The sequence below is a fragment of the Pseudomonas sp. 32_A genome (assembly GCF_017490905.1).
GTDB classification, from domain to species: Bacteria; Pseudomonadota; Gammaproteobacteria; order Pseudomonadales; family Pseudomonadaceae; genus Aquipseudomonas; species Aquipseudomonas inefficax.
In genome coordinates, this window is record NZ_JAFGYI010000001.1 from 84,548 (window position 1) to 110,730 (window position 26,183).

Annotated in this window: 26 protein-coding genes; 13 read left to right on the forward strand and 13 right to left on the reverse strand. The window is 63.9% G+C overall.

Annotation, left to right across the window (positions count from 1 at the left end):
- Positions 1 to 503: 503 nt before the first annotated feature.
- From rluB to J5M58_RS00400, 5 genes are all read right to left on the reverse strand, one after another.
- Positions 504 to 1,571, reverse strand: coding sequence for a 23S rRNA pseudouridine(2605) synthase RluB (gene rluB / locus J5M58_RS00380; protein ID WP_112253169.1), 1,068 nt, complete (start codon positions 1,569 to 1,571; stop codon positions 504 to 506).
- Positions 1,572 to 1,845: 274 nt separating this feature from the next.
- The gene (scpB, locus tag J5M58_RS00385; RefSeq protein ID WP_112253170.1) at positions 1,846 to 2,616 is read right to left on the reverse strand and encodes an SMC-Scp complex subunit ScpB; all 771 of its coding nucleotides are present in this window, start codon (positions 2,614 to 2,616) and stop codon (positions 1,846 to 1,848) included.
- Positions 2,603 to 3,328, reverse strand: a complete 726-nt coding sequence (locus J5M58_RS00390; protein WP_170978905.1) for a ScpA family protein — start codon at positions 3,326 to 3,328, stop codon at positions 2,603 to 2,605. Before J5M58_RS00390 ends, scpB begins: the two co-directional genes overlap by 14 nt.
- Before the next feature lie 125 nt (positions 3,329 to 3,453).
- On the reverse strand, positions 3,454 to 4,083 hold the full coding sequence (locus J5M58_RS00395) for an L-threonylcarbamoyladenylate synthase (RefSeq protein WP_112253257.1): 630 nt from the start codon (positions 4,081 to 4,083) through the stop codon (positions 3,454 to 3,456).
- Between the two features lie 13 nt (positions 4,084 to 4,096).
- The gene (locus tag J5M58_RS00400; protein ID WP_023661025.1) at positions 4,097 to 4,957 is read right to left on the reverse strand and encodes a PHP domain-containing protein; all 861 of its coding nucleotides are present in this window, start codon (positions 4,955 to 4,957) and stop codon (positions 4,097 to 4,099) included.
- Positions 4,958 to 5,024: 67 nt separating this feature from the next.
- Between J5M58_RS00400 and J5M58_RS00405 the strand changes: the two genes are divergently transcribed.
- The 5 genes from J5M58_RS00405 to J5M58_RS00425 all read left to right on the forward strand — a co-directional run bounded on the left by J5M58_RS00405 (position 5,025) and on the right by J5M58_RS00425 (position 8,749).
- Positions 5,025 to 5,618 carry a septation protein A gene (locus tag J5M58_RS00405; RefSeq protein ID WP_112253172.1) on the forward strand — a complete coding sequence of 198 codons (594 nt, stop codon included), beginning with the start codon at positions 5,025 to 5,027 and terminating at the stop codon, positions 5,616 to 5,618.
- A 1-nt stretch (position 5,619) separates the two neighbouring features.
- Positions 5,620 to 5,919 (forward strand): YciI family protein, encoded by a 300-nt coding sequence (locus tag J5M58_RS00410; protein ID WP_012273585.1) that lies wholly within the window; start codon positions 5,620 to 5,622, stop codon positions 5,917 to 5,919.
- A gap of 205 nt (positions 5,920 to 6,124) precedes the next feature.
- A complete protein-coding gene (locus tag J5M58_RS00415) occupies positions 6,125 to 6,802 on the forward strand; it encodes a response regulator transcription factor (RefSeq protein ID WP_025340136.1) in 678 nt (225 codons plus the stop codon).
- Between the two features lie 129 nt (positions 6,803 to 6,931).
- Positions 6,932 to 7,348, forward strand: a complete 417-nt coding sequence (locus J5M58_RS00420) for a Spy/CpxP family protein refolding chaperone (protein ID WP_112253174.1) — start codon at positions 6,932 to 6,934, stop codon at positions 7,346 to 7,348.
- Between the two features lie 60 nt (positions 7,349 to 7,408).
- Positions 7,409 to 8,749 carry a HAMP domain-containing sensor histidine kinase gene (locus J5M58_RS00425; RefSeq protein WP_112253175.1) on the forward strand — a complete coding sequence of 447 codons (1,341 nt, stop codon included), beginning with the start codon at positions 7,409 to 7,411 and terminating at the stop codon, positions 8,747 to 8,749.
- Between the two features lie 254 nt (positions 8,750 to 9,003).
- On the opposite strand, the gene J5M58_RS00430 is transcribed toward J5M58_RS00425, so the two are convergent.
- Positions 9,004 to 9,561, reverse strand: a complete 558-nt coding sequence (locus J5M58_RS00430; protein WP_112253176.1) for an NAD(P)H nitroreductase — start codon at positions 9,559 to 9,561, stop codon at positions 9,004 to 9,006.
- Positions 9,562 to 9,663: 102 nt separating this feature from the next.
- Between J5M58_RS00430 and J5M58_RS00435 the strand changes: the two genes are divergently transcribed.
- On the forward strand, positions 9,664 to 11,118 hold the full coding sequence (locus J5M58_RS00435) for a TrkH family potassium uptake protein (RefSeq protein ID WP_112253177.1): 1,455 nt from the start codon (positions 9,664 to 9,666) through the stop codon (positions 11,116 to 11,118).
- On the opposite strand, the gene J5M58_RS00440 is transcribed toward J5M58_RS00435, so the two are convergent.
- Entirely contained in the window at positions 11,075 to 12,136 is a 1,062-nt protein-coding gene (locus tag J5M58_RS00440) for an AraC family transcriptional regulator (protein ID WP_112253178.1), read from the reverse strand. The two genes, J5M58_RS00435 and J5M58_RS00440, sit on opposite strands and share 44 nt — an antisense overlap.
- Before the next feature lie 153 nt (positions 12,137 to 12,289).
- Between J5M58_RS00440 and J5M58_RS00445 the strand changes: the two genes are divergently transcribed.
- Positions 12,290 to 12,601 (forward strand): DUF962 domain-containing protein, encoded by a 312-nt coding sequence (locus J5M58_RS00445; RefSeq protein WP_112253179.1) that lies wholly within the window; start codon positions 12,290 to 12,292, stop codon positions 12,599 to 12,601.
- 19 nt (positions 12,602 to 12,620) lie between these two features.
- Here J5M58_RS00445 and J5M58_RS00450 read toward each other — a convergent pair whose 3' ends face one another.
- Positions 12,621 to 13,433 carry a UDP-2,3-diacylglucosamine diphosphatase gene (locus J5M58_RS00450; RefSeq protein WP_112253180.1) on the reverse strand — a complete coding sequence of 271 codons (813 nt, stop codon included), beginning with the start codon at positions 13,431 to 13,433 and terminating at the stop codon, positions 12,621 to 12,623.
- A gap of 131 nt (positions 13,434 to 13,564) precedes the next feature.
- On the opposite strand from J5M58_RS00450, the gene J5M58_RS00455 reads away from it, so the two are divergent.
- Together J5M58_RS00455 and J5M58_RS00460 are read left to right on the forward strand one after the other, a co-directional pair.
- On the forward strand, positions 13,565 to 14,332 hold the full coding sequence (locus tag J5M58_RS00455) for an AraC family transcriptional regulator (protein ID WP_112253258.1): 768 nt from the start codon (positions 13,565 to 13,567) through the stop codon (positions 14,330 to 14,332).
- A 184-nt stretch (positions 14,333 to 14,516) separates the two neighbouring features.
- The gene (locus tag J5M58_RS00460; RefSeq protein WP_112253181.1) at positions 14,517 to 15,407 is read left to right on the forward strand and encodes a DMT family transporter; all 891 of its coding nucleotides are present in this window, start codon (positions 14,517 to 14,519) and stop codon (positions 15,405 to 15,407) included.
- A gap of 1 nt (position 15,408) precedes the next feature.
- On the opposite strand, the gene J5M58_RS00465 is transcribed toward J5M58_RS00460, so the two are convergent.
- Complete coding sequence (locus J5M58_RS00465; RefSeq protein WP_112253182.1) at positions 15,409 to 15,690, reverse strand: SelT/SelW/SelH family protein; 282 nt, start codon at positions 15,688 to 15,690, stop codon at positions 15,409 to 15,411.
- A gap of 67 nt (positions 15,691 to 15,757) precedes the next feature.
- Here J5M58_RS00465 and J5M58_RS00470 point away from each other — a divergent pair, with 67 nt between their 5' ends.
- Positions 15,758 to 17,944: a patatin-like phospholipase family protein gene (locus tag J5M58_RS00470; protein WP_112253183.1), complete on the forward strand. Its 2,187-nt coding sequence runs from the start codon at positions 15,758 to 15,760 to the stop codon at positions 17,942 to 17,944.
- 125 nt (positions 17,945 to 18,069) lie between these two features.
- On the opposite strand, the gene J5M58_RS00475 is transcribed toward J5M58_RS00470, so the two are convergent.
- Positions 18,070 to 18,507, reverse strand: a complete 438-nt coding sequence (locus J5M58_RS00475; protein WP_013973685.1) for a MarR family transcriptional regulator — start codon at positions 18,505 to 18,507, stop codon at positions 18,070 to 18,072.
- Between the two features lie 150 nt (positions 18,508 to 18,657).
- Positions 18,658 to 20,805, reverse strand: a complete 2,148-nt coding sequence (recQ, locus tag J5M58_RS00480; RefSeq protein ID WP_207876879.1) for a DNA helicase RecQ — start codon at positions 20,803 to 20,805, stop codon at positions 18,658 to 18,660.
- A 246-nt stretch (positions 20,806 to 21,051) separates the two neighbouring features.
- On the opposite strand from recQ, the gene J5M58_RS00485 reads away from it, so the two are divergent.
- The 3 genes from J5M58_RS00485 (at position 21,052) to J5M58_RS00495 (ending at position 23,681) form a co-directional block, all read left to right on the forward strand.
- Entirely contained in the window at positions 21,052 to 21,639 is a 588-nt protein-coding gene (locus J5M58_RS00485) for a YecA family protein (RefSeq protein WP_112253185.1), read from the forward strand.
- Positions 21,593 to 22,012, forward strand: coding sequence for a YbaN family protein (locus tag J5M58_RS00490; protein ID WP_181457368.1), 420 nt, complete (start codon positions 21,593 to 21,595; stop codon positions 22,010 to 22,012). The genes J5M58_RS00485 and J5M58_RS00490 overlap by 47 nt, the downstream gene beginning before the upstream one ends.
- Before the next feature lie 310 nt (positions 22,013 to 22,322).
- Positions 22,323 to 23,681 (forward strand): TolC family outer membrane protein, encoded by a 1,359-nt coding sequence (locus J5M58_RS00495; protein ID WP_112253187.1) that lies wholly within the window; start codon positions 22,323 to 22,325, stop codon positions 23,679 to 23,681.
- Positions 23,682 to 23,808: 127 nt separating this feature from the next.
- Here the strand turns inward: J5M58_RS00495 and J5M58_RS00500 are convergent, their stop codons facing one another.
- Together J5M58_RS00500 and J5M58_RS00505 are read right to left on the reverse strand one after the other, a co-directional pair.
- The gene (locus tag J5M58_RS00500) at positions 23,809 to 24,408 is read right to left on the reverse strand and encodes a tRNA-uridine aminocarboxypropyltransferase (protein WP_207876881.1); all 600 of its coding nucleotides are present in this window, start codon (positions 24,406 to 24,408) and stop codon (positions 23,809 to 23,811) included.
- A gap of 164 nt (positions 24,409 to 24,572) precedes the next feature.
- Positions 24,573 to 26,138 carry a PAS domain-containing methyl-accepting chemotaxis protein gene (locus tag J5M58_RS00505; RefSeq protein WP_207876884.1) on the reverse strand — a complete coding sequence of 522 codons (1,566 nt, stop codon included), beginning with the start codon at positions 26,136 to 26,138 and terminating at the stop codon, positions 24,573 to 24,575.
- Between the last annotated feature and the right edge of the window lie 45 nt (positions 26,139 to 26,183).

Here is a 26,183-nt window from a genome sequence, read left to right on the forward strand (position 1 = left end):
CAGCGATCCTGTGGTGTGGGCCTTGAGAGGCGGAGTGATCGGCGTACATGGCGCCTCCATTTGTTGTTTTGTCAGCCTGTCTCTGTGGACAGGCTTTTGCACACGGCAATGGCGGCTATAACACCGTGGGGCGGGGGTTTGGGCAAGGGTGGGAGAGGCTTGGCCGGCTGTCTTGTTGAGGAAGCGGCGGCAAGGTTTGTTTACATGATTCGACCAAATCTGAAATCCTGGCTGAAATCGACCACATTCGTACAATTTTCTTTACAAGGCGGTTCGAGAACTTGCCAGTCGTCCGAAAAATACTTTTTGTTCAATATCTTGGGGCCGCTTTGCGGCCCATCGCGACACAAGGCCGCTCCTACAGAGGCCGCGTCAATTTCGAGTATTGCGCGGTTCCTGTAGGAGCGGCCTTGTGTCGCGAAAGGGCTGCAAAGCAGCCCCAAAATCTCACAGGCATAAAAAAACCAGCCCGAAGGCTGGTTCTCTTTCAACGCAAAAGCCAATCAGCCACGCGGTTTGCCGCGGCCACGCCCTGCAGGCTTGTCACCCTCAGGCTTGGCCGGACGCTTGCGCATCTCGCTCGGGCGCTCGGCCACGGTGCTGCCACGGCTGGACTTGCGCGGGGCCTCTTCACGCGCTTGGCGCGCCGGGCGTTCGCCGGCAGCTGCACCTTCCTGAGCCGGGCGCAGGTTGCGCACGCGCTCGCCACGGCCCAGCGGGCGGGTCGATTTGCGCTGCAGGCGCTCCATCTTGTCCTTGGCCTTGAGCTTCATGGCTGGCAGCGCCACCGGTTGCAGGCCCACTTCAGCAGCGAGGATGTCGATTTCGCCTTGGGTCATTTCCCGCCAGCGGCCCATCGGCAGGTCGGAGTTGAGGAACACCGGGCCGAAACGCACGCGCTTCAGGCGGCTGACCACCATGCCCTGGGACTCCCACAGGCGACGCACTTCACGGTTACGACCTTCCATCACCACGCAGTGGTACCAGTGGTTGAAGCCTTCGCCACCGGGTGCCTTCTGGATATCGGTGAACTTGGCCGGGCCATCTTCCAGCATCACGCCGGCCTTCAGGCGCTCGATCATCTCGTCGTCGACCTCACCACGCACACGTACCGCGTACTCACGGTCCATCTCGTAGGACGGGTGCATCAGGCGGTTGGCCAGTTCACCGTCGGTGGTGAACAGCAGCAGGCCGGTGGTGTTGATGTCGAGGCGGCCGATGTTGATCCAGCGGCCTTCTTTCGGCCGTGGCAGGCGGTCGAACACGGTCGGGCGACCTTCCGGGTCGTCACGGGTGCAGATTTCGCCATCGGGCTTGTTGTACATGATCACCCGGCGGGTGGCCTCGGCGGCCTCTTCGCGCTTGATCAACTTGCCATCCACGGCAATGGCGTCGTGCAGGTCGACGCGCTGGCCGAGGGTGGCCTCGACGCCGTTGACCTTGATGCGGCCTTGGCTGATCCAGGCCTCGACGTCACGGCGCGAGCCAACGCCAATGCGCGCCAGCACTTTCTGCAGCTTTTCGCCGGATGGAGGGGTGATCTCGGTATCTTGCAGGTCTTGCTCACTCATCTGGGCACCTCCCGGTGTAGGAATGAAATACGGGTTCTGGCGACGAACGCGCCAAAAGGCCGCGCATCATACGCGGTTCGGCGGCGGAACGCACTGGAGGGTAGAGGGTTTTGTGGGCTTTGCCAGAGGTTTCTGCCTAATGGTGAAGTATTGGCAGTGCTGGCCTCTTCGCGGGTAAACCCGCTCCCACAGGGATATCACAGGCTTTGAGAGTGATGCAGTACCTGTGCAAGCGGGTTTACCCGCGAAAGGGCCAGCACAGACAACAGAAGCTTCAGGGCAGTGACTTGCCCTCTTCTTCCACCGAGGCCTCAGCCTCTTCCTCGCGCAAATCATCAAAATCGGTCTTCAGCCCCTCTTCCATGGCATCCAGCTCCACCAGCAGGCTACGGAAGCTGGTCTCCTCCTTCGGCTCGGCAACCTCTTCCTCTTCCCCAAGGCTGGCATCGGCCAATGCCTGCAGGTGCGCCGGCACTGGCGCATCATCCGGGTCGAGCAGCGGCTCCGGCTCCATCTCCCGCAGTTCGGCCAAGGCCGGCAGCTCGTCCAGGCTCTTGAGGTTGAAATGGTCGAGAAACGCCTTGGTAGTGGCGAACATCGCCGGCCGCCCGGGCACCTCGCGGTAGCCGACCACGCGGATCCACTCGCGCTCCATCAAGGTCTTGATGATGTTGCTGTTCACCGCCACGCCCCGCACATCCTCGATTTCGCCACGGGTGATGGGCTGGCGATAGGCGATCAGTGCCAGGGTTTCCAGCAAAGCACGCGAGTAGCGCTGCGGGCGCTCTTCCCACAGGCGCCCGACCCACGGCGCAAAGTCCTCGCGAATCTGCAGACGGTAACCGCTGGCCACCTCCTTGAGTTCGAAGGCGCGGCCACTGCACGACTTGCCCAGCAGCTCCAGCGCCTGCCTGAAGACTTTGGGCTCCGGTCGCTCGGCTTCCTCGAACAGCTCGTACAGGCGCTCCAGGGATTGCGGCTTGCCCGAAGCCAGCAGGAAGGCTTCGATCAGCGACGCCAGGTCGCGGGGTTCATTCAGGTTCATCAGGTTCTTCAACAAGCGCCGGGCGAAGCCGCACGTGGATGGCGGCGAAGGGTTCATTCTGCACCAGTTCGACCAGCGATTCCTTCACCAGCTCGAGAATCGCCATGAAGGTCACCACCACGCCCAGCTTGCCCTCCTCGGCGGCGAACAGCTCGACGAACGGCACGAAACCGCCGCCCTTGAGGCGTTCCAGCACCTGGCTCATGCGCTCGCGAGTGGACAAGGTCTCGCGGGTGATCTGATGGCTTTCGAACAGGTCGTTGCGGCGCATCACCTCGGCCATCGACACCAGCAGCTCTTCCAGGCTGACCTGGGGCAACAGCTTGCGCACCTTGGCCTGCGGCGCCTCCAGGCGCGGCACCACCACCTCACGACCGACCCGTGGCAACTCATCGATACCCTCGGCGGCAGCCTTGAAGCGCTCGTACTCCTGCAGCCGGCGGATCAGTTCGGCGCGCGGGTCACCCTCCTCCTCCTCGACGTCGGCCGAGCGCGGCAGCAACATGCGCGACTTGATCTCGGCGAGCATGGCAGCCATCACCAGGTATTCGGCGGCCAGCTCCAGGCGCACGCTCTTCATCAGTTCCACGTAGCCCATGTACTGCCGGGTGATTTCGGCTACCGGGATGTCGAGAATGTCGATGTTCTGCTTGCGGATCAGGTACAGCAACAGGTCCAGCGGGCCTTCGAAGGCTTCGAGGATGACTTCCAGGGCGTCCGGCGGGATGTACAGGTCCAGCGGCAGCTCGGTCAAGGCTTCGCCATAGACCAGGGCCAGTTGCAACTGCCGAGGCTCCTCGGCCTGTTCGGCCGGTGCCTCGGGTGTTTCCACCTGACTCACGCGCTGACCAGGAACGGCGTGGGATCGCCGCAGCCTTCACGGACCAGTTCCGGTTCATCGCCGGACAGGTCGATGATGGTCGATGCCTTGAGGTCACCGAAACCGCCATCGATTACCAGATCGACATGATGCTCCAGGCGCTCGCGGATCTCGTAAGGGTCGGTCATCGGCTCGTCATCACCCGGCAGGATCAGGCTCACGCTCATCAGCGGCTCGCCCAGTTCGGCCAGCAGCGCCAGGGTGATGGCATGGTCCGGCACGCGCAGGCCGATGGTTCGGCGCTTTTCATGCAGCAGCAGACGCGGCACCTCGCGGGTGCCGTTGAGGATGAAGGTGTAAGGCCCGGGTACGTGGGCCTTGAGCAGGCGGAAGGTGCCGGTATCGACCTTGGCATACAACCCCAGCTGCGACATGTCGCAGCACATCAGGGTAAAGTTGTGGGTCTTGTCCAGGCCGCGCAGGCGCCGCACCCGCTCGATCGCCGCCTTGTTACCGATCTGGCAACCCAGGGCATAGGCCGAGTCGGTCGGATACACCACCACGCCACCCTTGCGGATGATCTCGACGGCCTGTTTGATCAGGCGCGCCTGCGGATTCTCCGCATGAATCTGGAAAAATTGGCTCACGTAGTCGTCCTGTTCATACCGCCAAAGGCTGTTCATGGCTGAATCGGCGCCACAGAGGTGGCAGGTCCTCGGGCAAAGGCCGGTAGGCACCGATCTCGCCCCAGGTGCCGGGGCCGTGGAAGTCACTGCCAGCGCTTGCCAGCAAGCCGAACTCACGGGTGAGGATGGACATGGTGCCCACCTGCTCGGCAGGCATCATCCCGTTGACCACTTCAAGTGCCTGCCCGCCTGCCTGAATATAGTCGGCAATCAGCCTTCTGCGCTTGCTGCGGGTCAGATCGTAGTGCATGGGATGCGCAAGGCTCACCCAAGCGTTGGACTGGCGCAAGGTGGCGACGGTTTCATCGAGGGTCGGCCAGTGCTGCTTGACGTCCCCCAGCTTGCCGGCCCCCAGCCATTTGCGAAACGCCTCGCCGCGGTCCTTGACGTGCCCGGCACGTACCAGGTACTCGGCAAAATGCGGGCGCGCCGGAGCATTGCCGCTATCGCCCAGTTCGTGCTGGACGGCGCGGGCGCCGTCGAGGGTACCGGGCATGCCCTTGGCAGCCAGCCGTTTGTCGATTTCTTCGGCACGCAGCCAGCGGCCACGGTGCAGCGCTTCGATCGCCGCCAGCAGGGGCGGCGCGTCGAGCGGGAAGTCATAACCCAGCACATGGATGGTTGCGCCACCCCAGGTGCACGACAGCTCCACCCCGCTGACCCAGTGCATGCCCTTGTCGCGGCACGCCTGGCGCGCCTCGGGCAGGCCTTCGATGGTGTCATGGTCGGTCAGTGCCAGCGTTTGCACCCCATGCTCATGGGCCCGGGCGACCAGTATCGAGGGCGACAGGGCGCCATCGGAGGCCGTGCTGTGACAGTGCAGATCAACATTCATGGAGGAGCGCTTTCGCTGGAATCGATGTTTGTTATTATGCCGTCACATCCCGATTCTGGCTGCCATTGTGAAACAATTCATCGATTTCATCCCGCTGCTGCTGTTCTTCATCGTCTACAAGCTTGACCCGCGCCCCATGGAAGTCGCCGGCCACAGCTTCGAATTCGGCGGCATCTACAGCGCCACGGCCATGCTGATCATCAGCTCGCTGGTGGTCTACGGCGCGCTGTTCCTGCGCCAGCGCAAGCTGGAAAAGGGTCAGTGGCTGACCTTGGTGGCCTGCCTGGTGTTCGGTGGTCTGACCCTGACCTTCCACAGCGAAACCTTCCTGAAGTGGAAGGCGCCGGTGGTGAACTGGCTGTTCGCCCTGGGCTTCGCCGGCAGCCACTTCATCGGCGACCGGGTGCTGATCAAACGCATCATGGGCCACGCCCTGAGCCTGCCCGATGCCATCTGGGCCCGCCTGAACCTGGCCTGGATCGGCTTCTTCCTGTTCTGCGGCGCGGCCAACCTGTTCGTCGCCTTCACCTTCCAGGACTTCTGGGTCGACTTCAAGGTGTTCGGCAGCCTGGGCATGACCGTGCTGTTCCTGGTGGCGCAGGGTGTGTACCTGTCGCGCCACCTGCACGACGACCCTTCTACCTCCAAACCCAAGGATTGACATGCTCTACGCCATCATCGCCAGCGACGTCGCAAACTCCCTGGAAAAGCGCCTGGCCGCCCGCCCGGCGCACATCGAACGCCTGCAGCAGTTGAAGGCCGAGGGCCGCGTGGTACTGGCCGGCCCGCACCCGGCCATCGACAGCAACGACCCTGGCGAAGCGGGTTTCAGCGGTAGCCTGATCGTTGCCGAGTTCGAATCCCTGGCCGCCGCGCAGGCCTGGGCCGATGCCGACCCTTACATTGCCGCGGGCGTGTACGACAAGGTGGTGGTCAAGCCGTTCAAGCAAGTGCTGCCTTGATCTGAGACTGCGTGGCCTTCTTCGCGGGTAAACCCGCTCCCACAGGGACGGCGCAGGCTTCAAGCTTTGCACTTTCCCTGTGGGAGCGGGCAAGCCCGCGAAGAAGGCCACGCGGTGCCGGCAGTTATACTGTTGCCATCAGTCTGCGGTATCTTTGCCACTGGCGGGCCGAATAGCCGCCGTCAATGGTTGAATTGAGTGAGTCATGAGCGAGCTGTTACTGATAGATGATGACCAGGAGCTGTGCGAGCTGCTCGGCAGCTGGCTGACCCAGGAAGGTTTTACCGTGCGCGCCTGCCACGATGGCCAGAGCGCACGCCAGGCCTTGGCCACGCATGCCCCGGCGGCCGTGGTGCTGGACGTGATGCTGCCCGACGGCAGTGGCCTGGAACTGCTCAAGCAGTTACGCAGCGAGCATGCCGAACTGCCGGTACTGATGCTCTCGGCCCGCGGCGAGCCGCTGGACCGTATCCTTGGCCTGGAACTGGGCGCCGACGACTACCTGGCCAAACCTTGCGACCCGCGTGAACTCACCGCTCGCCTGCGCGCCGTGTTGCGCCGCAGCCACCCCACCGCCACCACCAGCCAGGTGGAACTGGGCGACCTGGTCTACAGCCCTGCCCGTGGCGTGGCCAGCATCGATGGCCGCGAAATGACCCTGACGCTGTCCGAAAGCCGCATTCTCGAAGCGCTGCTGCGCCAACCCGGCGAGCCGCTGGACAAGCAGGAACTGGCGCAGATCGGCCTGGGCCGCAAGCTGACCCTGTACGACCGCAGCCTGGACATGCATGTCAGCAACCTGCGCAAGAAGATCGGCCCCCACGCCGATGGCCGGCCACGCATCGTCGCCCTGCGCAGCCGTGGCTACTACTACTGCCTGTGAAATCGCCGGGGCGCGCAGCGGCCCTCATTCATCTTTACCGAGCCTTTACCCTCCGCTGACCGCGCTTGACGATGATCTCCCTAGACTGTGCTCATCCGGTAACCACCGGCCCATGAAAGGAGAGACACCATGCGCAAGACCCTTATCGCCCTGATGTTCGCCGCCGCCCTGCCGACCGTGGCCATGGCCATGCCTGAAGGCGGCCCGCGCCACGACGGCCCACATCATCGCGGTGATGCGCCTTTCCACCAGCTGGACCTGAGCCGTGACCAGCGCCAGCAGATCGGCAAGCTGATGGGTGAACAGATGAAACAGCGCCGCGACATCACCGAGCGCTACCTGTCCAAACTGCCGGCCGCCGACCAGAAGGCGATGAAAGACGAACTGCAGGCCAACCGCGACAAGACCGACGGCGCGGTCCGTGCCCTGCTCAAGCCTGAGCAGCAGAAGAAGTTCGACGAACTGCAGAAGGAACGCGCCGCAAAGAAAGCCGAGTGGCAGGAGTTCCAGGCCTGGAAAGCTGAAAAAGGCAACAAGGCCCAGTAAGCTGTCCGCCCGATGCCCGGCCCGCCTCAGTGCGAGCCGGGCTTTTCTTGTTTGCAGGAGGTGCACTTGCGTTCACTGTTCTGGCGCATCCTGGCCAGTTTCTGGCTGGCCATCACCCTGGTTGCGGGCCTGTCGATCCTGCTGGGCCATATGCTCAACCAGGATGCCTGGATCCTCAGCCGCCACCCGGGCCTGAATACCCTGGCCAGCAAGTGGGCCAAGCATTACGAACAGGAAGGCCTGGCTTCGGCACAACACTTCCTGGAACGGCGCAAGGACCGCTACAAGATCGACGTGCAGGTGCTCGACGACAGTGGCGAAGCCGTGGTGCCCGGCACTTTCCCGCGCCGTGCGGCGGCCTTCGAGGCACGCCAGCACAATGACCAGCGGCGCCTGCCGTGGCGCCGGCTGACCGAGGAATACACCAGCCCCGACACCGGTGAGACGTACCTGCTGATCTACCGCATACCCCACCCGGCGCTGGATGCCTGGCACCGCGAAAGCCTGTTGTGGCCGCTCAGTGCGCTGGGCATTGCGCTGGTGGTGCTGACCCTGTTCAGCCTGCTGGTGACACTGTCCATCACCCGCCCGCTCAGCCGCCTGCGCAGCGCCGTGCATGACCTGGGCCAGACCACCTACCAGCAGAACAGCCTGGCGCGGCTGGCGGCGCGGCGTGACGAGTTCGGCGTGCTGGCCAAGGACTTCAACAAGATGGGGGCGCGCCTGCAAAGCACCATCGGCAGCCAGCGCCAGTTGCTGCGCGATGTGTCCCATGAACTGCGCTCACCGCTGGCCCGGCTGCGTATCGCCCTGGCCTTGGCCGAGCGTGCCGAGCCTGAGCAGCGCGAGGCGCTGTGGCCACGCCTGACCCGCGAATGCGACCGCCTTGAGGACCTGATCAGCGAAATCCTTGCCCTGGCGCGGGTCGATGCCGAACAGGCGCATGCCGAGCCGGTCGACCTCAACGCCCTGCTCGGCAGCGTGCGCAAGGACGCCCAGCTCAGCGCACCAGAGCAGGATGTGCGCCTGGAAGCACAGCCGGGGTTGACCTTGCAGGGCTGGCCAACGCTGATAGAGCGTGCCGTGGACAACCTGCTGCGCAACGCCCTGCGCTTCAACCCGCAGGGCCAGCCGATCGAAGTCGGCGCCGTGCGCGAGCAGGGCCGTATCGTGATCAGCGTGCGTGACCATGGGCCGGGGGCAGCGGCGGAACACCTGGCGCAGCTGGGGGAGCCGTTCTTCCGTGCGCCGGGGCAGGATGCGCCGGGGCATGGGCTGGGGCTGGCGATTGCACGCAAGGCGGCGGAGCGGCATGGCGGTAGTCTGATTTTGGACAATCACCCACAAGGTGGATTTGTAGCTCGGCTGGAGTTGCCTGAGGCTGAGGCAATCGGCAGCTGATGATGTGAAGGCCTCTGGCCTCTTCGCGGGTAAACCCGCTCCCACAGGAACTGCGCAAGACTCAAGACTTAAGCCACACCTATGGGAGATTGAGGCAATCGGCAGCTGATGATGTGAAGGCCTCTGACCTCTTCGCGGGTAAACCCGCTCCCACAGGAACTGCGCAAGACTCAAGAATTATGCCGCACCTGTGGGAGCGGGTTTACCCGCGAAAGGGCCAGCGGCCCTGATACTGCAATCAGCCCAAGGCCAGGTTACTCGCCCCAGGCACTGACGAAATCAGCGGTTTCCAGAATCGGCGCGGTGCGCGGCTCGGTCAGCGGCGTACCAACATACAGGTAACCGATGATTTCCTCGTTCGCGGCCAGCCCCAGGCCCTTGTGCACATGGGCATCGAAAGCCATGTCCCCGGTGCGCCATACCGCACCGATACCTTGCGCATGTGCGGCAATCAGGATGCCGTGCGCCGCACAGCCCGCCGCCAGCCGCTGCTCGGACTTGGGTACCTTGAAATGGTCCTGCAGCTTGGCAACCACCACGATCAGCAACGGCGCACGCAGGGGCATGGCGCGGGCCTTGTCCAGGGCAGCCTGGCTGGCATCCCCCCTGTGCTGCAGCGCTTCGGCGAACAGCTCACCCAGCTTCTCGCGGCCCTGGCCTTCGATGGTGAGAAAACGCCACGGCCGCAGCTGGCCGTGGTCCGGGGCGCGCAGGGCGGCCTGGAACAGTGCCTCGCGCTGGGCGGTATTGGGCGCCGGGTCGGTCAGGCGTGGCACGGAAACACGGTTGAGCAATGCGTCGAGAGCCTCCATCGGCTACCCTCCTGGCAGGTAAATGTGTCGCCATTCTAGCGTTTACATCACCAGACCCATAGGTAGAATGGCGCCCTTCCGTTTCGAGTCAGAGCAGATCACATGGCGTTGCCGACCTTAAGGATCATTGGTTTCATCATCGGCATCTTCCTGATTACCCTCGCCGTCAGCATGGCCGTGCCCATGGCTACGCTGGTGGTCTTCGAACGCACCCGTGACATGCCGTCGTTCCTCTGGTCAAGCCTGATCACCTTCATCGCCGGCCTGGCCCTGGTACTCCAGGGCCGCCCCGAACACGTGCACCTGCGCCCGCGCGACATGTACCTGCTGACCGTCAGCAGCTGGCTGGTGGTATGCGTGTTCGCCGCCCTGCCGTTCCTGCTGACCCAGCACATCAGCTACACCGACGCCTTCTTCGAAAGCATGTCGGGCATCACCGCCACCGGCGCCACCGTGCTCAGCGGGCTGGACAACATGTCGCCGGGCATCCTGATGTGGCGTTCGATGCTGCACTGGCTCGGCGGCATCGGCTTCATCGGCATGGCGGTAGCAATCCTGCCGCTGCTGCGCATCGGTGGCATGCGCCTGTTCCAGACCGAATCGTCCGACCGCTCGGAGAAGGTCATGCCGCGCTCGCACATGGTCGCCAAGTCGATCGTGGGTGTTTACGTCGGCTTCTCGATCCTGGGCGCGCTGGGCTTCTGGTGGGCCGGCATGAGCCCGTTCGATGCCATCAACCACGCCATGTCGGCGATTTCCACTGGCGGGTTTTCCACCTCCGACCAGTCGCTGGCCAAGTGGGATATCCCGGCCGTGCACTGGGTCGCGGTGGTGGTGATGATCCTCGGCAGCCTGCCCTTCACCCTTTATGTGGCGACCCTGCGCGGCAACCGCAAGGCACTGATCCGCGACCAGCAGGTGCAAGGTTTGCTAGGCATGCTGGTGGTCACCTGGCTGGTGCTTGGCACCTGGTACTGGGCCACCACCAACCTGCACTGGCTGGACGCCCTGCGCCACGTGGCGCTGAACGTGACCTCGGTGGTCACCACCACCGGCTTCGCCCTGGGTGACTACAGCCTGTGGGGCAACTTTTCGCTGATGCTGTTCTTCTACCTGGGCTTCGTCGGCGGCTGCTCCGGCTCGACTGCAGGCGGTATCAAGATCTTCCGCTTCCAGGTGGCCTACATCCTGCTCAAGGCCAGCCTCAACCAGTTGATCCACCCGCGCGCAGTGATCAAGCAGAAGTACAACGGCCACCGCCTCGACGAAGAAATCGTGCGTTCGATCCTGACTTTCTCGTTCTTCTTCGCCATCACCATCTGCGTCATGGCGTTGCTGCTGTCTTTGCTTGGCGTGGACTGGATGACCGCCCTGACCGGCGCTGCCGGCACGGTCTCCGGTGTAGGCCCGGGCCTGGGTGAAGTGATCGGCCCGTCAGGCAACTACGCCACGCTGCCGGACGCTGCCAAGTGGATTCTCGCCAGCGGCATGCTGCTCGGCCGCCTGGAAATCATCACCGTGCTAGTGTTGTGCATGCCGGCGTTCTGGCGCCACTGACCACCTCAGGCTCGGCACCCAGGCGGGCGCGGTATTCGCTGGGCGTGGCATCGAACCAGCGGCGAAACGCCCGATAGAAGTTGCTGGGGTCGGCAAACCCCAGCAGGTAGGCGGTTTCCAGCAGGGTCATGCCTGGCTGCGCCAGGTACTGTTCGGCCAGTTCGCGACGGGTATCGTCGAGCAAGGTCTGGAAGCTGGTGCCTTCTTCCTGCAGCCGCCGCTGCAAGGTGCGCTGCGACAGGTGCAGGGCCTGGGCCAGGGTTTCGCGCTTGGGTTCGCCTTGCGGCAGGATACGGCACAGTACCTGACGCACGCGATGGGTGACCCGGCTTTCCGAGAAACGCGCCAGGTATTCGCCGGCAAAGCGGTCATGCAGGATGGCCATGGCTTCGTTGGCCGTAGGCAGCGGTGCCTCCATGTCGGCGCGTTCGAACACCAACGCATCGTGCGGCGCACCGAACACCAGCGGCGAGTGGAACGCCACCTTGTATGGCTCGATGTCCTTTGGTTGCGGCCCCTGCACCAGCACCCGGCGCGGTTGCACCGGCCGACCGCTGAGCCAGCTGCACAGCGCCAGCGCGCAGGCCAGCGACGCTTCGGCACTGTGCCGGGTCGGAGGCAGGTGATCGCCGTGTACGGTCAGGATCAGCGAATAGCCCTCGGGGCCGAGGACGAAGCTGAGGTCGGAGCTTTCGGCGATGATGCGCTGGTAACGCACCAGGCGCTCGAAGCCTTCGGCCAGGGTGCGGCTGGACATCAACGCATAACCCACCACATGGAACGAAGCCGGGCGCACCACCCTCGCCATGTTCAGGCCTATGGCCTCGTTGCCCGACAGTTCCACCGCCAGTTGCCAAAGCCGGGTCATGGAATCCTGGGGGAAGCGCGCGTCGGGGTCGTCGAGAGCTGCGAAGTCCAGCCCCAGCTGCTTGAACATGGCCCGACAGTCCAGCCCTTCCAGTTCGAGTGCCTTGACGATCCCTGATGCCCAGCTGGCCGACGTGGTTCTTTCGCTCATGACAGGCATCTTATGCTGACCGCTCCTGCGGTGAACCCCAAGGATATTCAATTGGCGCCTATTGTCACTGATAGGCCTCGCCAGTCACTCTAGACTCGAATCAGGCTCCATGCCGTGCATCTTGTCCAGAAGTATTAATCCCGGAGCACTGCCATGAACAGCACAGCGCAGTTTCGCAGTTTTGCCGAGTTCTACCCTTACTACCTGGGGGAGCACAGCAACCCCACCTGCCGCCGCCTGCACTTCGTCGGCACCAGCCTGGTGATTGCCCTGCTGGCCTATACCATCGGCAGTGGCAAATGGTTGCTGCTGCTGGCCTTGCCCGTGTTCGGCTACGGCTTTGCCTGGGTCGGGCACTTCTTTTTCGAAAAGAACCGGCCTGCGACCTTTACCCACCCGTTGTACAGCCTGATCGGGGATTTCGCGATGTTCAGGGATATCCTGTTGGGCAAGATCAGCCTGTAGATTTTTGGGGCCTCAAACCCTACACCGGTTCGCGCACCGCCGCCGCTGCCTGCGCTTCACGCGCCTGCGCCTCGGCCAACCGGTACAGCTCGATCGTGCCATCCCAATGCTCGATCAGCGCCGTGCACGACTCCACCCAATCCCCGCAATTGAGGTACTCCACCTCCCCCACCTGGCGAATCTCGGCATGATGGATATGCCCACACACCACGCCATGAAAACCACGGCGGGTGCACTCGTGGGCAATGGCATCCTCGAAGTCGCTGATGAAGTTCACCGCGCCCTTGACCTTGTGCTTCAGGTACGCCGACAGCGACCAATAGCCGTATCCATAGCGGGCACGCCAGTGGTTGAGCCAACGGTTGAGCACCAGGGTGAACTCGTAGGCACGGTCACCGAGGAACGCCAGCCAGCGGTGGTAACGGGTGATTACATCGAACTGGTCGCCATGGATCACCAGCAGGCGGCGGCCATCGGCCGTCAGGTGCTCGGCCTCGTCCACCAGTTGGATGTTGCCGAGGATCAGCCTGGAGTAACGGCGCAGGAATTCGTCATGGTTGCCGGTGACGTAGATCACCTCGGTGCCCCGCTTGCTCATGGTCAGCAGGCGGCGGATCACGTTGGTGTGAGCTTGAGGCCAGTAGATTCCGCCGCGCAGCTTCCAGCCATCGATGATATCGCCCACCAGGTAGACGCGGTCAGCCTGGTAACCCTTGAGGAACTGCGACAGGTGTTCGGCCTGGCAGTCGCGGGTGCCCAGATGCACATCGGAAATCCACAGGGTACGCACGCGTTGCTTGCGCGAGGGGCGGGACAGTTCGGCATGGGTCATGGGCAAGCTCCGGCGCGGTTTGCTGGAGACTGGCAGGCGCGGATGACAGCGCAGTGGCAAAACCGTTACGAGTGATGGACTGCCGGGAATGAGGCACAATGCGTTTCTGCCCTGCGAGGACAACTTTTCCCATGACCGCCGGCCCGATCCTCTCGCTGCGCCATTACCGCGACAGCCTGATCGCCCACAGCCACGAACACCCGCAACTGGTGTTCGGCCTGCGCGGTCGCCTGGAGTTCGAGGTGCAGGGGCATGGCGCCGGGATCGATCGACAAGGGCTGATCGTGGTACCGGCGGGCGCCCACCACACTTGCGCCAGCGATGGCGGCAGCGATTGCCTGGTGCTGGATGTACCAGGGGACCACTGGTTGCGCGAGCAACTGGGCGAACATGCCGATGCCAGCCGTCGCCTGCTCGACCGCCCCGCCGCCCTGGGCCTGGATGAACGCCAGCAACAATTGGTGGACTGGCTGGCGACCAGCCCCGTGCACGACCCACTGATTGCCCGGCAAGGGGCAGCGCTGCTGCTGGCCAGCCTCAACCCCACGGTGGCAGCCAGCGTCACGGCCAGCCAGCGTCTGCCTTATGCAGCCTTCGATGCGCATATCGAGCAGCATGCCGCCTACCCGCTGCAAGTGGCTGACCTGGCGCGCATCGCCGGGTTGTCCAGCGCCCGCCTGCATGCGCGCTTCACAGCGGAGTGCGGGATGACGCCAATGGACTACATTCGCCAGCGGCGCTTGCTCAAGGCGCGGCGGCTGGTGACGCAGACCTTGCTACCGATGGGGGAGATTGCGGCGCAGGTGGGGTACAGCTCGCAGAGTGCGTTTTCGGCGGCGATGTTGCGGGCGTTCGGGTGTACGCCATTGGCTTTGCGGCGAGAGTCTGGCGACAATTGACGCCAGTCTTGCGACAGACCGCCTTTGCCTGTGCCTATACACTTTGCCTGTGCCGGCCCTTTCGCGGGTAAACCCGCTCCCACAGGTACTGCACAGGCTTCAAAAGCGGTGCAGTACCTGTGGGAGCGGGTTTACCCGCGAAGAGGCCGGCACAGCCAGCAGAGATCTTGAGCAAGGACCACCCATGAACCACCGTACCGCCCTCGGCGCCCTGCACATCGGCGCGCTGTTCTTCGGCCTTACCGGCGTCTTCGGCAAACTGGCCGCCAGCGCCAGCCCGGCGATCATCGTCTTCGGCCGCGCCGCCTTCGCCGTGCTCGCCCTGGCCCTGTTCGCCAGCCTGGCCGGGCCGGGCTGGCAACGCCTGAGCGGTCAGGACGCCCGCCGCCTGCTGCTCGGCGGCGTACTGCTGGCCGGGCACTGGGTCAGCTTCTTCATCGCGGTAAAGGTTGCCGGCGTGGCCATCGCCACCCTCGGCTTCGCCAGCTTCCCGGCCTTTACCGTAATCCTCGAGGGCCTGCTGTTCCGCGAACGCATCCGCCGCAACGAGGCTTTGCTGGTGCTGCTGGTCAGCATCGGCCTGGTACTGGTCACGCCGGCATTCGACCTGGCCAGTGAAGCCACCGGTGGCCTGCTCTGGTCATTGCTGTCGGGGCTGCTGTTCTCCCTGCTGTCACTCACCAACCGCGCTGGCTCCGGCCGCCTGCCTGCGGTGCAGGCGGCACTGTGGCAGAACCTGGTAGTGGGCCTGTGCCTGCTGCCGTTCGCGGCGCCGGGCCTGGCTGGCGTAACCACCATGGACTGGCTGTGGATCGCCCTGCTCGGCATCTTCTGCACCGGCGTGGCACACAGCCTGTTCGTCGCCAGCCTGTCGGTGATCAAGGCGCGCACCGCCGCCGTGGTGTTCGGCATGGAGCCGGTCTATGGCATCGCCGTGGCCTGGGCGGTGTTCGCCGAAACCCCGACCCTGCGCATGCTGCTGGGCGGCGCACTGATCATCTTCGCCATCGTACTGTCCAGCCGCCTGGCCGCCGAACAACCGCCCAGGCAGCCATCACTGGCCGAGGGCGCCTGATTCAGCGGTCGTTGTGGCCCAGGCCACGCTGCGGGTCGATCTGGTCGCGAACCCGCTGCTTCAGTACCTTGGCCTCGGGGAAGCCACCATCGGCCTTGCGCTCCCAGACCTGCACGCCATTGCAGGTGATGCGGAAGATACCGCCGGTGCCAGGCTCCAGTGCCACGCGGCCAAGGTCGTCGGTAAAGGTGCTGAGCAGTTCCTGGGCCAGCCAGGCGGCACGCAGCAGCCATTGGCACTGGGTGCAATACGTGATGACGATTTCCGGTTTGCTGTCGGCCATGGTGGGGCATCTCCAGGTGAGGGGCCGCTTATACTAGCGGTCTTTAGCCCACGGTTTGAGACTCACGATGCGCCGTTTGCTGTTCTGTTTCCTGCTCACCTTCACCTCCCTCACGGCATTCGCCACCGAACCCGCCAGGCCCAAGGTTGGCCTCGTGCTGTCGGGGGGCGCGGCCCGTGGCCTGGCCCACATTGGTGTGCTCAAGGCCTTGGAGGAACAGGGTGTGCGCATCGACGCCATCGCCGGCACCAGCATGGGGGCCGTAGTCGGCGGCCTGTATGCCTCGGGCTACAGCGTCGAAGAGCTGGAAAAGCTCGCCACCACCCTCGACTGGCAACAGGCGCTGTCCGACGCCCCGCCGCGCAAGGACGTGCCGTTCCGGCGCAAGCAGGATGACCGCGACTTCCTGGTCAAGCAGAAGCTCAGTTTTCGCGACGACGGCAGCCTGGGCCTGCCGCTGGGCGTGATCCAGGGCCAGAACCTGGCGCTGCTGCTGGAAAGCAAGCTGGCGCACACCGCCGATACCCGTGACTTCGACAAGCTGCCCATCCCCTTCCGCGCCGTGGCCACCGATATCGCCAGTGGCGAAAAGGTGGTGTTCCGCCGTGGCCACCTGCCCCAGGTGATCCGCGCCAGCATGTCGATCCCCGCGGTGTTCGCCCCGGTCGAGCTGGACGGCCGGCTACTGGTGGACGGCGGCATGGTCGACAACATCCCGGTGGACGTCGCCCGTGAAATGGGTGTGGACTTGGCCATCGTGGTCGACATCGGCACCCCACTGCGTGACCGCAAGCAGCTGGCCACGGTGGTCGACGTGCTCAACCAGTCGATCACCCTGATGACCCGGCGCAACTCGGAAGAACAACTGGCCAGCCTGCACCGCGATGACATCCTCATCCAGCCACCGCTGACTGCCTTCGGCGTGACCGATTTTGGCCGCGCCCAAGAAATGATCGAGGCCGGCTACCGCGCCACCCGCCTGCTCGACCCGCGCCTTGCCGCCCTGCGCCAGCCCGAAGGTGACAGCAGCCTGGCCGTGGCCCGCTCGCCGCGCCAGCGCACGCCGACGATCACCGCGATCAGGATCGAGAACGACTCCAAGGTCAGCGACGAGGTCATCCGCTCGTACATTCGCCAACCGATCGATGCGCCGCTGGAGCTCGGCCGCCTGCAGACCGACATGGGCACGCTGTACGGCCTGGACTACTTCGACCGGGTGCAGTACCGCGTGGTGCACAAGGGCGACGACAACACCTTGGTGATCAATGCCCGTGGCCGACGCGGTGGCACCGACTACCTGCGCCTGGGCCTGAACCTGTCGGACGACCTGCGCGGCGACAGCGCCTTCAACCTGGGTGCCAGCTACCGGGTCAACGGCATCAACAGCCTCGGCGCCGAATGGCTGACCCGTGGTCAGATAGGCGACCAGCAGGAGCTGTACAGCGAGTTCTACCAGCCGCTGGACGTGGGCTCGCGCTATTTCATCGCACCGTATCTGGACTTCGGCTCGCAGAACATCGAAGCCACCCTGGACAACGACCCGGTGGCCGAGTACCGCCTGGAGCGTTACGGCTTTGGCCTGAACCTGGGGCGGCAGATCGGCACCAACGGTGAAGTGCGCCTGGGCGTGGGCAAGGCCTGGGGCGAAGCCGAGGTGCGCATCGGCGACCAGGACCTGCCCAAGGTCAGTTTCAACGAAGGTTTCTACGAGCTGAAGTACTCGTTCGACACCCTCGACAACGTGTACTTCCCGCATCGCGGCGAAGATATCGGCCTGACCTTGCGCAAGTATGACCAGTCGCTGGATTCCGACCAGGATTACCGGCAGTGGATGTTCAACCTGGACAAGGCCATCAGCAGCGGGCCGAACACCTTCGTGCTGGGCGGGCGCTACGGGCGCACGCTGGATGATACCGAGGTGGTGACTTCGAGCTTCGTGCTGGGTGGCGCGCGGGAGCTTTCAGGCTTCCGCCAGGACTCGGTATCGGGCCAGAACGTGAGCCTGATGCGCATGGTCTACTACCGCCGCCTGACGCCACGGGCCTACGTGCCGCTGGACTTCCCGCTGTACATCGGTGGGTCGCTGGAGCGAGGGCGGGCATGGAACAACGATAACGAGTTCGACAGTGGCTACATCAATGCGGCGAGCATCTTCCTGGGGCTGGAGACGCCGCTGGGGCCGTTGAACCTGAGCTACGGGGCCAACAGTGCGCATGAGCAGGCGGTGTACCTGAACCTGGGGCATACCTTCTAGGTATGCCGGGTACCCTGTGGGAGCGGCTTTAGCCGCGAACACCGGCGAAGCCGGTGCCATACACCGCGTCGCATTCTTCGCGGGTAAACCCGCTCCCACAGGCCGCAAAGCGGCCCCAGGCCCCCTCAGGATTTCTCCAGGTTGGCCAGGATCTTGGCATGTACCCGCATGCACACCTGCAGCTCCGCTTCATCCACGCCAGTGAACAGCTCGACCCGCAACTGATTGGCAATCGTCTCGATCTGGTCGATCAGTGGCTTGGCCGGCGGGCACAGCACGATCTTCTTCGCCCGCCGGTCCTCCAGCACTGCCTGCCGGCGTACCAGCCCCTGCGCCTCCAGGCTGTCGAGCAGGCGCGCCAGGGTCGGGCCTTCGACGCCCACGCTCTGGGCCAGCTCACGCTGGGTCGGGGCCTCTTCGAAACGGGCCAGGTGCAGCAACACCAGCCAGCGCGCCTGGGACAGGTTGAGCCCGGCCAGGCGGCGGTCCAGCTCGGCACGCCAACCCCGGGACATCTGGGCCAGCTGCATGCCGAAGCGGTGTTGGTTGTCGGTCAGGGGCATAAGCAACTCATTGAACAGATCTAATTATTAGGCAGCTAATCATGCCCCGCCCCACGAGGCAAGGCTCGGGCGCCCTGGAATATCCGATAATCGTCAAAAAACATGACAAAGGTCAGCAGATGGCAGTTCTGCCTTCGAACCTGTCGCCACTTACAGCTCGAATTCGGCCGCCAGCGCAGCCCGCACGCAGTACAGCACGCCCTCCGGCACCCGTGCCCCGAACAGCGGCGCAATCGCCGACACTGGTGGCAACTCGCCCTCGCCATCGAGGAAGGCATCCTGCACCTCCATCATCAGGTCTTCCGGCAGGTCCAGGGCCTGTTCCAGGCTCAATTCCTGGCGGCCCAGCGCCTCGGCCAGCAGGCTGTAGACATTCTTCTCGCTACAGTTGAGCTGGCCGGCGATCTGCGCCGGAGTCATGCCGGCGCGGGCCAGGCTGACCAGTTCGTGGCGCAGGTCGAGCACCACTTTCGGTGCTTCGTCGGTGCCGCCGCTGTTGTTCAGCACCTCGAGGAAGGCCTGGCCATAACGCTCCAGCTTGCGCGCCCCCACGCCGCTGACCTGGGCCATGTCGCTGAGGCTGGCCGGCTGGCTGCGCAGCATCTCCAGCAGCGTCGAGTCGGGGAAGATGACATAGGGCGGCACACTGTGTTCCTCGGCCAGCTTGCGCCGCAGGGTACGCAGTGCTTCCCACAGCTCGCGCTCTTCGGCACGCACCAGTTGGCTGGCCGGGCTGCCGCCACTGGACGAAGAAGTCCTGGCGGTGGTCTGTGGCTTGAGGTCACGGCGCAGCTGCAGGGTCACCTCGCCACGCAACAGAGGCCGGCAGCTGTCGGACAGGCGCAGGCCACCGTAGCCTTCCAGGTCGATGTCAACCAGGCCGCGTGCCACCAGCTGACGGAACAGCGAACGCCACTCGACCTCGGCCAGCCCCTTGCCGACGCCAAACACCGAGAGTTTTTCGTGGCCGAAATTGCGCACCTTCTCGGTGTCCTTGCCCAGCAGCACATCGACCAGGTGACCGACACCGTAGCGCTGGCCAGTGCGGAACACCGCCGACAGCGCCTGGCGGGCCGGCTCGGTGGCGTCCCAGGTCTGTACCTGGTCGACACAGTTGTCACAGTGCCCGCACGGTTGCTCGAGCGTTTCGTCGAAATAGGCCAGCAGCGACTGGCGGCGGCAACGGGTTTCTTCGCACAGGGCCAGCATGGCGTCGAGCTTGTGCTGCTCGATGCGCTTGTGGCGCTCGTCACCTTCGGAGTTCTGCAGCATCTGCTTGAGCATGACCATGTCCTGCAGCCCGTAGGCCATCCAGGCATCGGACGGCAGCCCGTCACGGCCGGCGCGGCCAGTCTCCTGGTAGTACGCCTCGAGCGACTTGGGCAGGTCAAGGTGCGCTACAAAGCGCACGTTGGGCTTGTCGATACCCATGCCGAAGGCGATGGTGGCGACCATGATCAGCCCTTCCTCGTTGAGGAAGCGGTGCTGGTTGGCCGCACGCGTCTCGGCAGCCAGGCCGGCATGATACGGCAGCGCCGGGAAGCCCTGATCGCAGAGGAAGGCAGCGGTTTCGTCGACCTTCTTGCGCGACAGGCAATAGACGATGCCGGCGTTGCCGCGGCGCTCGCCGAGGAAGGCCATCAGCTGCTTGCGCGGCGCCTCCTTGGGCACGATGCGGTAGAAGATGTTGGGCCGGTCGAAACTCGACAGGAAGCGTTCGGCGCCTTGCAGGTGCAGGCGCTGGACGATCTCTTCGCGGGTGCGCATGTCGGCGGTGGCGGTCAGCGCGATGCGCGGCACATGCGGGAACAGCTCGGCCAACTGGCCCAGTTGCAGGTATTCGGGGCGGAAATCGTGGCCCCATTGCGACACGCAGTGGGCCTCGTCGATGGCGAACAGCGAGATATCCAGGTCGCGCAGGAAGTCGAGCATGCGCGGCTGCACCAGCCGCTCGGGGGCCAGGTACAGCATCTTCACTTCGCCACGGCGCAAGCGCCCGGCCAGGTCACGCTGCTGTTCCGGGGTCAGCGTGGAGTTCAGCGCGGCGGCCGGCACACCCAGTTCATCGAGCGTGGCGACCTGGTCGTCCATCAGCGCAATCAATGGCGAGACCACCACCGTCAGGCCCGGGCGCAGCAGCCCCGGCACCTGGAAACACAACGACTTGCCGCCGCCGGTGGGCATCAGCACCAGGGCATCGCCGCCATTGGCCACGCAGTCGATGATCGCTGCCTGGCGCCCGCGGAAACTGTCGTAGCCGAAGACGTCCTTGAGAACGCGCTGAGCCTGTTCGAGCATGTGCAACTCCACAAATCGCCGTACCATCCCGGATACAGGCTGGACGAAAAACCCGCCCCGCACACGCCAAATGCGTAAGCGGTTTTTGCCAGGCAGCCGGCAAAACCTGCCCCTGGATGAAAAATCGCGGAGTATACCGCAGCACCGCCCCGCGCAGGGCACCACTGCGATAGACGTTCCCTTTGCCCCGCCGCCGTCGCAAGGTGCTAGAATTCGTTATCGTTTATTCCCCAAGGTAGCCCTGTAATGTCCTTCGCCGAGCAACTGACCCGCCTGCAAGCCTTCCTCGACGCCGACGAGCTGCACGAAGAAGCTCTGGACTACGTCGCCGCCCACGGCTACCTCACCGCCCTGTCGATCAATGCAGAGGACGTGCCCGAGCGCGAGTGGATCGACGCCCTGTTCGCCGAAGAGCCGCACTACGCCAGCGACGCTCAGCGCACCGAGATCGAGGCCACCCTGGTGGCGCTCAAGGCGCACATCGCCCGCCAGCTGGCCAGCGACGACGAGTTCGAGCTGCCGTGCGACCTCGACCTGACCGACGAACCGGACGATTCCGACCTGCGCGGCTGGTGCATCGGCTTCATGGAAGGCGTATTCCTGCGTGAAGAGGCCTGGTTCGAGAACGCCGAGGAAGAAGTCAGCGAGATGCTGCTGCCGATCATGGTCGGCTCGGGCCTGTTCGACGAGCAGCCGGAGTTCGCCGACATCGCCAGCAACGCTGGCCTGCAGGACGACATGATCGTACAGATCCCCGAAGCGCTGACGGCGCTGTTCCTGCTGCTGCATGCCCCTGACGAAAAGCCGGCGCTGCTCAAGCCACGCCACCACTAAGTCGCCTGTGCGCTACCTGCTGCTGGCCACCGGCTGGCTCAGCGTCGCGTTGGGGGTGTTGGGGATATTCCTGCCGGTACTGCCCACCACCCCGTTCCTGCTGTTGGCGGCCGCCTGCTTTGCCCGCAGCTCGCCGCGCTTTCACCACTGGCTGGTCCATCACCCGAAGCTCGGGCCATGGATCCGGGACTACCTCAGTGGTGAAGGTATCCCCCTCAAGGGCAAGGTCTACGCCATCGGCCTGATGTGGGCCAGCATCGGCCTGTCGTGCTATCTGGTCCCCCTGTTCTGGGCGCGCACCTTCATGTTGGCCAGTGCCGTGCTGGTAAGCCTGTATATCCTCAGCCAGAAAACCCTGCGCAAGCCAAAGTGACAATATTTTGTCGCCAAATATCAACTTCGCCTAACTTTTATCCCACTTATCCGAAATAATTCTGGAACTCTGTGGAAGCCATGTATTACCTGGCTTACATGGATTTTTCCGCTGCCGGAATCTTGTTCTTTCGTAAGCTTGTTAGACAGTTTTTCTATTAAATGGCAATATGATATGAATAAATCTTCTTATCTATCGCGATGAATGTACTTAGCTGTCTTATTAAAAACCTGCAACACTATATGTAATTTCTTTATCGTCATTTTTTTGGCGATCGGCAGGATCAATTCCAGGATCAGGGAGATGTACCATGCGCGTCTTGAACCCCATCACCAGTGCATTACTGTTGGCCCTGGCGAGTGCCAACGTACAGGCGATGTCGATCACCGAGGCTGTCCAGAGCGCCGTGGATTACCACCCGCAGGTCAGCTCCAATCGCAACAGCAAGCTGTCGGCTGATGAAGATGTGAAGTTTGCGCGTGGTGGCTACTACCCTACCGTGGATCTGGTCGCCGGTTATGGCCGCCAGCGTTCGGACAACACCACGACTCGTGCCGAGGGCAACCACAACAAGGAAACCCTCAACTACACCCAGTCCGAGCTGCGCCTGCGGCAGATGATCTTCGACGGCTTCAACACCTCGAATGAAGTAGGCCGCACCGAAGCGGTCTCCACCTCCCGCGCCTACTACACCCAGGCTGTTGCCCAGGATGTCGCGCTGCGTGCAGTCGAGGTGTACCTGGAAGTGCTCAAGCGCCGCGAGCTGGTGACCCTGGCCAGGAACAACCTGCAAGCCCACCTGCGGGTCAACGACCAGATCGGCCTGCGCAACGAGCGCGGCGTCGGCAGCACCGCCGACCTCGACCAGTCCCGCGCACGTCGCGCCCTGGCGGAAAACAACCTGGACACCGCCGAAGTCGACCTGGCCGATGCCGAGGCCAACTTCTTCAGCGTCGTCGGCCGTATGCCGGACGAGCTGGAAAGCCCACAATCGATCAAGGTGGAAATGCCGGCCGATCTCGAACAGGCGCGTGAAGGCATGCGCCAGAACAACCCTTATATCAAGTCGGCCCAGGCTGACGTGAATGCCGCCGAGAAACAGTACGAAGTGGCCAAGTCGACCTTCTATCCTCGCTTCGATGCCATCCTGGCCACAGGTGCCAACAACAACACCGGCGGCGAGAAAGGTCACAACAATAACGACTGGCAAGCCGGCGTCGAGATGAACTACAACCTGTTCCGCGGCGGCAGCGACAAGGCTCGCCTGAACTCCGACGCACACAAGGTCAACCAGGCCCTGGACATTCGCAACAACGCCCTGCGTGAGCTGACCGAGAACCTGAGCCTGGCGTGGAACGCCATGAACAATGCCAGCAAGCAGCTGCCGACTGCGCGTGAATACGCCGAGACCACCAAGCGCGTGCGCGCGGCTTACCAGGACCAGTTCGGCCTGGGCCAACGTACCCTGCTGGACGTACTGGACAGTGAGAACGAGCTGTACAACGCCGACCGCCGCTACACCGAGGTGCGTTACACCGAGGAGTTCTCGCGCTATCGCGTGCTGGCGACCATGGGCGAGCTGCTTAGCAAGCAACGTATTTCGCTGCCGCCGGAAGCGCTGGCTTCCACCGAAGTACGCACCGAGGCGCGCTTGCCTGACATGCGCTGATCAGGTTTGAGATTTTGGGGCCGCTTTGCGGCCCATTCGCAGCACAAGGTTGCTCCTACAGGAAAGCGCGCAACATCTGTAGGAGCAGCCTTGTGCTGCGAATGGGCTGCAAGGCAGCCCCCTGCTCTCACTCGCTACCATGGTTACGCTGGAACGTCTCCAAACCCATGGCCTTGATCTGCCCTTCGATCAACGCCTCGAACGGTGCCAGTAGCGCATCGAAACAGGCAGGCCGCTCCAACGCGTTCAACGCCCCCACCACGGCCTCGATAGTCGATAACGCCCCCGCCTGCGGCGCCTTGCGCAACCGGTAGCGTGAAGGCGCGACAGCCCCCAGCGTCACCCGCGGCAATGCTTCCAGCAACGGGTTCAGGTACAGCAGCTTGCGCGCCTTGCGCCAGGTGCCGTCGGGCACGATCAACAGCAAGGGTTGGTCGTCCGTCGCGCCATAGGCCAGCAACTCCTGGGCGTCATCGCCCGGGAACAGCAGGGCTGGCCGGTAATCAGGGGTCGCCAGCAATTCATTCAGGTCATCGAATACCTCGCCTACCCGCAACTCGGCGTTGTTCAGGCCAAGGGCGGCCAGGCGGGCGGTATTCAGGGCATGGGAGGTTTCACTGGGATGCTGCAGCAGGATGACGCGGGTGCGGCTGTCGAGTGCGGGGATCAGTGAGCATAGGCAATGGTCGAGCGGGCGCTGGCAGCGCTCGCAGCGGGGTCTGGGCATGGGGTTCTCCTTGGCGGGAACAGTTTGCCACAGAACCGGGGCCCGCTTTGCGGGCCTTTCGCCGGCAAGCCAGCTCCCACAGGATCACCACAGACCTGGGCCTTGTGCAACACCTGTGGGAGCTGGCTTGCCGGCGAAAGGGCTGCAAAGCAGCCCCTGCGATTTCAGCGGTTGAACCGCTCCGCCAGGCTATGCAGGTACTCCGCCATGCGCTCCAGGTCCTGGCTGATTTCCGCGCCCTGCCTGGCCTGCCCGGCACTCTGGTCGCACAGGTGGGCTATGCGCACGATCTGCTGGTTGATGTCCTCGGCCACATGGCTCTGCTGCTCCGATGCCGTCGCCATCTGCTGGCTCATGCCGGTGATGCGGCTGACCGCCTGGGCAATCCCGCTCAACGCTGCCTGCACCGCCTCGACACTGTGCACACTGTCCCGCGAGATCTGCTCGCCGCGGCTGGCGGTGCTCACCGCACGCTCTGCCCCGGCGCGCAACGAAGCAATGATCTGGTGGATCTCTTCGGTCGAAGCACGGGTGCGCTGGGCCAGTGATCGCACTTCGTCCGCCACCACGGCAAACCCGCGCCCCTGTTCGCCGGCACGCGCCGCCTCGATGGCCGCGTTGAGCGCCAGCAGGTTGGTCTGCTCGGCGATCGAGGTAATCACATCGACCACGCTGCCGATCGACTGAGTCTGCTCGGCAAGCGCATTGACGGCCTGGCCGATATCGTTGACCGCATTGCTCATGCTGCCCATGGCTTGCAAGCTCTGCATGGCCAGCTCGCTGCCCTGCTGCGCCAGCTGGTCGGCATCACCGGCTGCATGCGCCGTGCTCTGCACGTTATGGGTAACCTGCTGGATGGTCGCCGCCATCTGCGCGATGGCGGCGGCGGACTGGTCGGTCTCGTTGCGCTGGCGGTCGAGCATCTGTGCCTGGGCATCGGACAAGTCGGACGACTGCGCCGCCCGCGACTTCACCCCGACCCCTGCATCCACCAGGCGGGTCAGCGCCGTTTGCAGGCGCGCTTCCTCACTGATGATGGCCAGGTCGAGCTGGCCTTGCAGGCCCGGGTTATCGCTGTAGGTCAGCGCCACCAGCGGGCTGGTGAAGGCCTTGGGATGTTCGGCCAGCGTGCGGCGGACGGCCTGGTTCTGCCGGTGCTCGACCAGATACCAGGCCACCAGCAGGCTGGCCATCAACACCCCGAGCGCCGCGTAAGGCGCTAGCCACAGGTAGCCCGCTGCCGACACCAGGCCAGCACCGATCAATGGCCAACCGTGGCCCAGGCCATGCCCCAGGCGGGCCACCCACGGCACCGGTGCGCGGCCGGCCCGCAAGCGCGCGTACAGCGCCTCGGCACGGCGGATCTGCTCACGAGTGGGCACCGAGCGCACCGACTCGTAGCCACTGATGCGGCCCTGCTCGTAGATGGCCGTGACATAGGCGCTGACCCAGTAGTAATCGCCGTTCTTCGCTCGGTTCTTGACCACGCCCATCCAAGGTTTGCCTTGTTTGATGGTTTCCCACATGTGGCCGAACACGGCCGGTGGCATGTCCGGGTGGCGCACCAGGTTGTGGGGTTGGCCGACCAGTTCGTCGTAGGTGAACCCGCTGATCTCCACGAAAGCGTCGTTGCAGTAGGTGATGCGGCTGTTGAGGTCAGTGGTGGAAATCAGGCGTTGGTCGTTGGGAAAGGTTCTTTCGTGCTCAGTGACGGGCAAATTCATGCGCATCTTGGGCAATCCTTGCAGGATTAAAGGGAGGTAGTCAGCAGCACA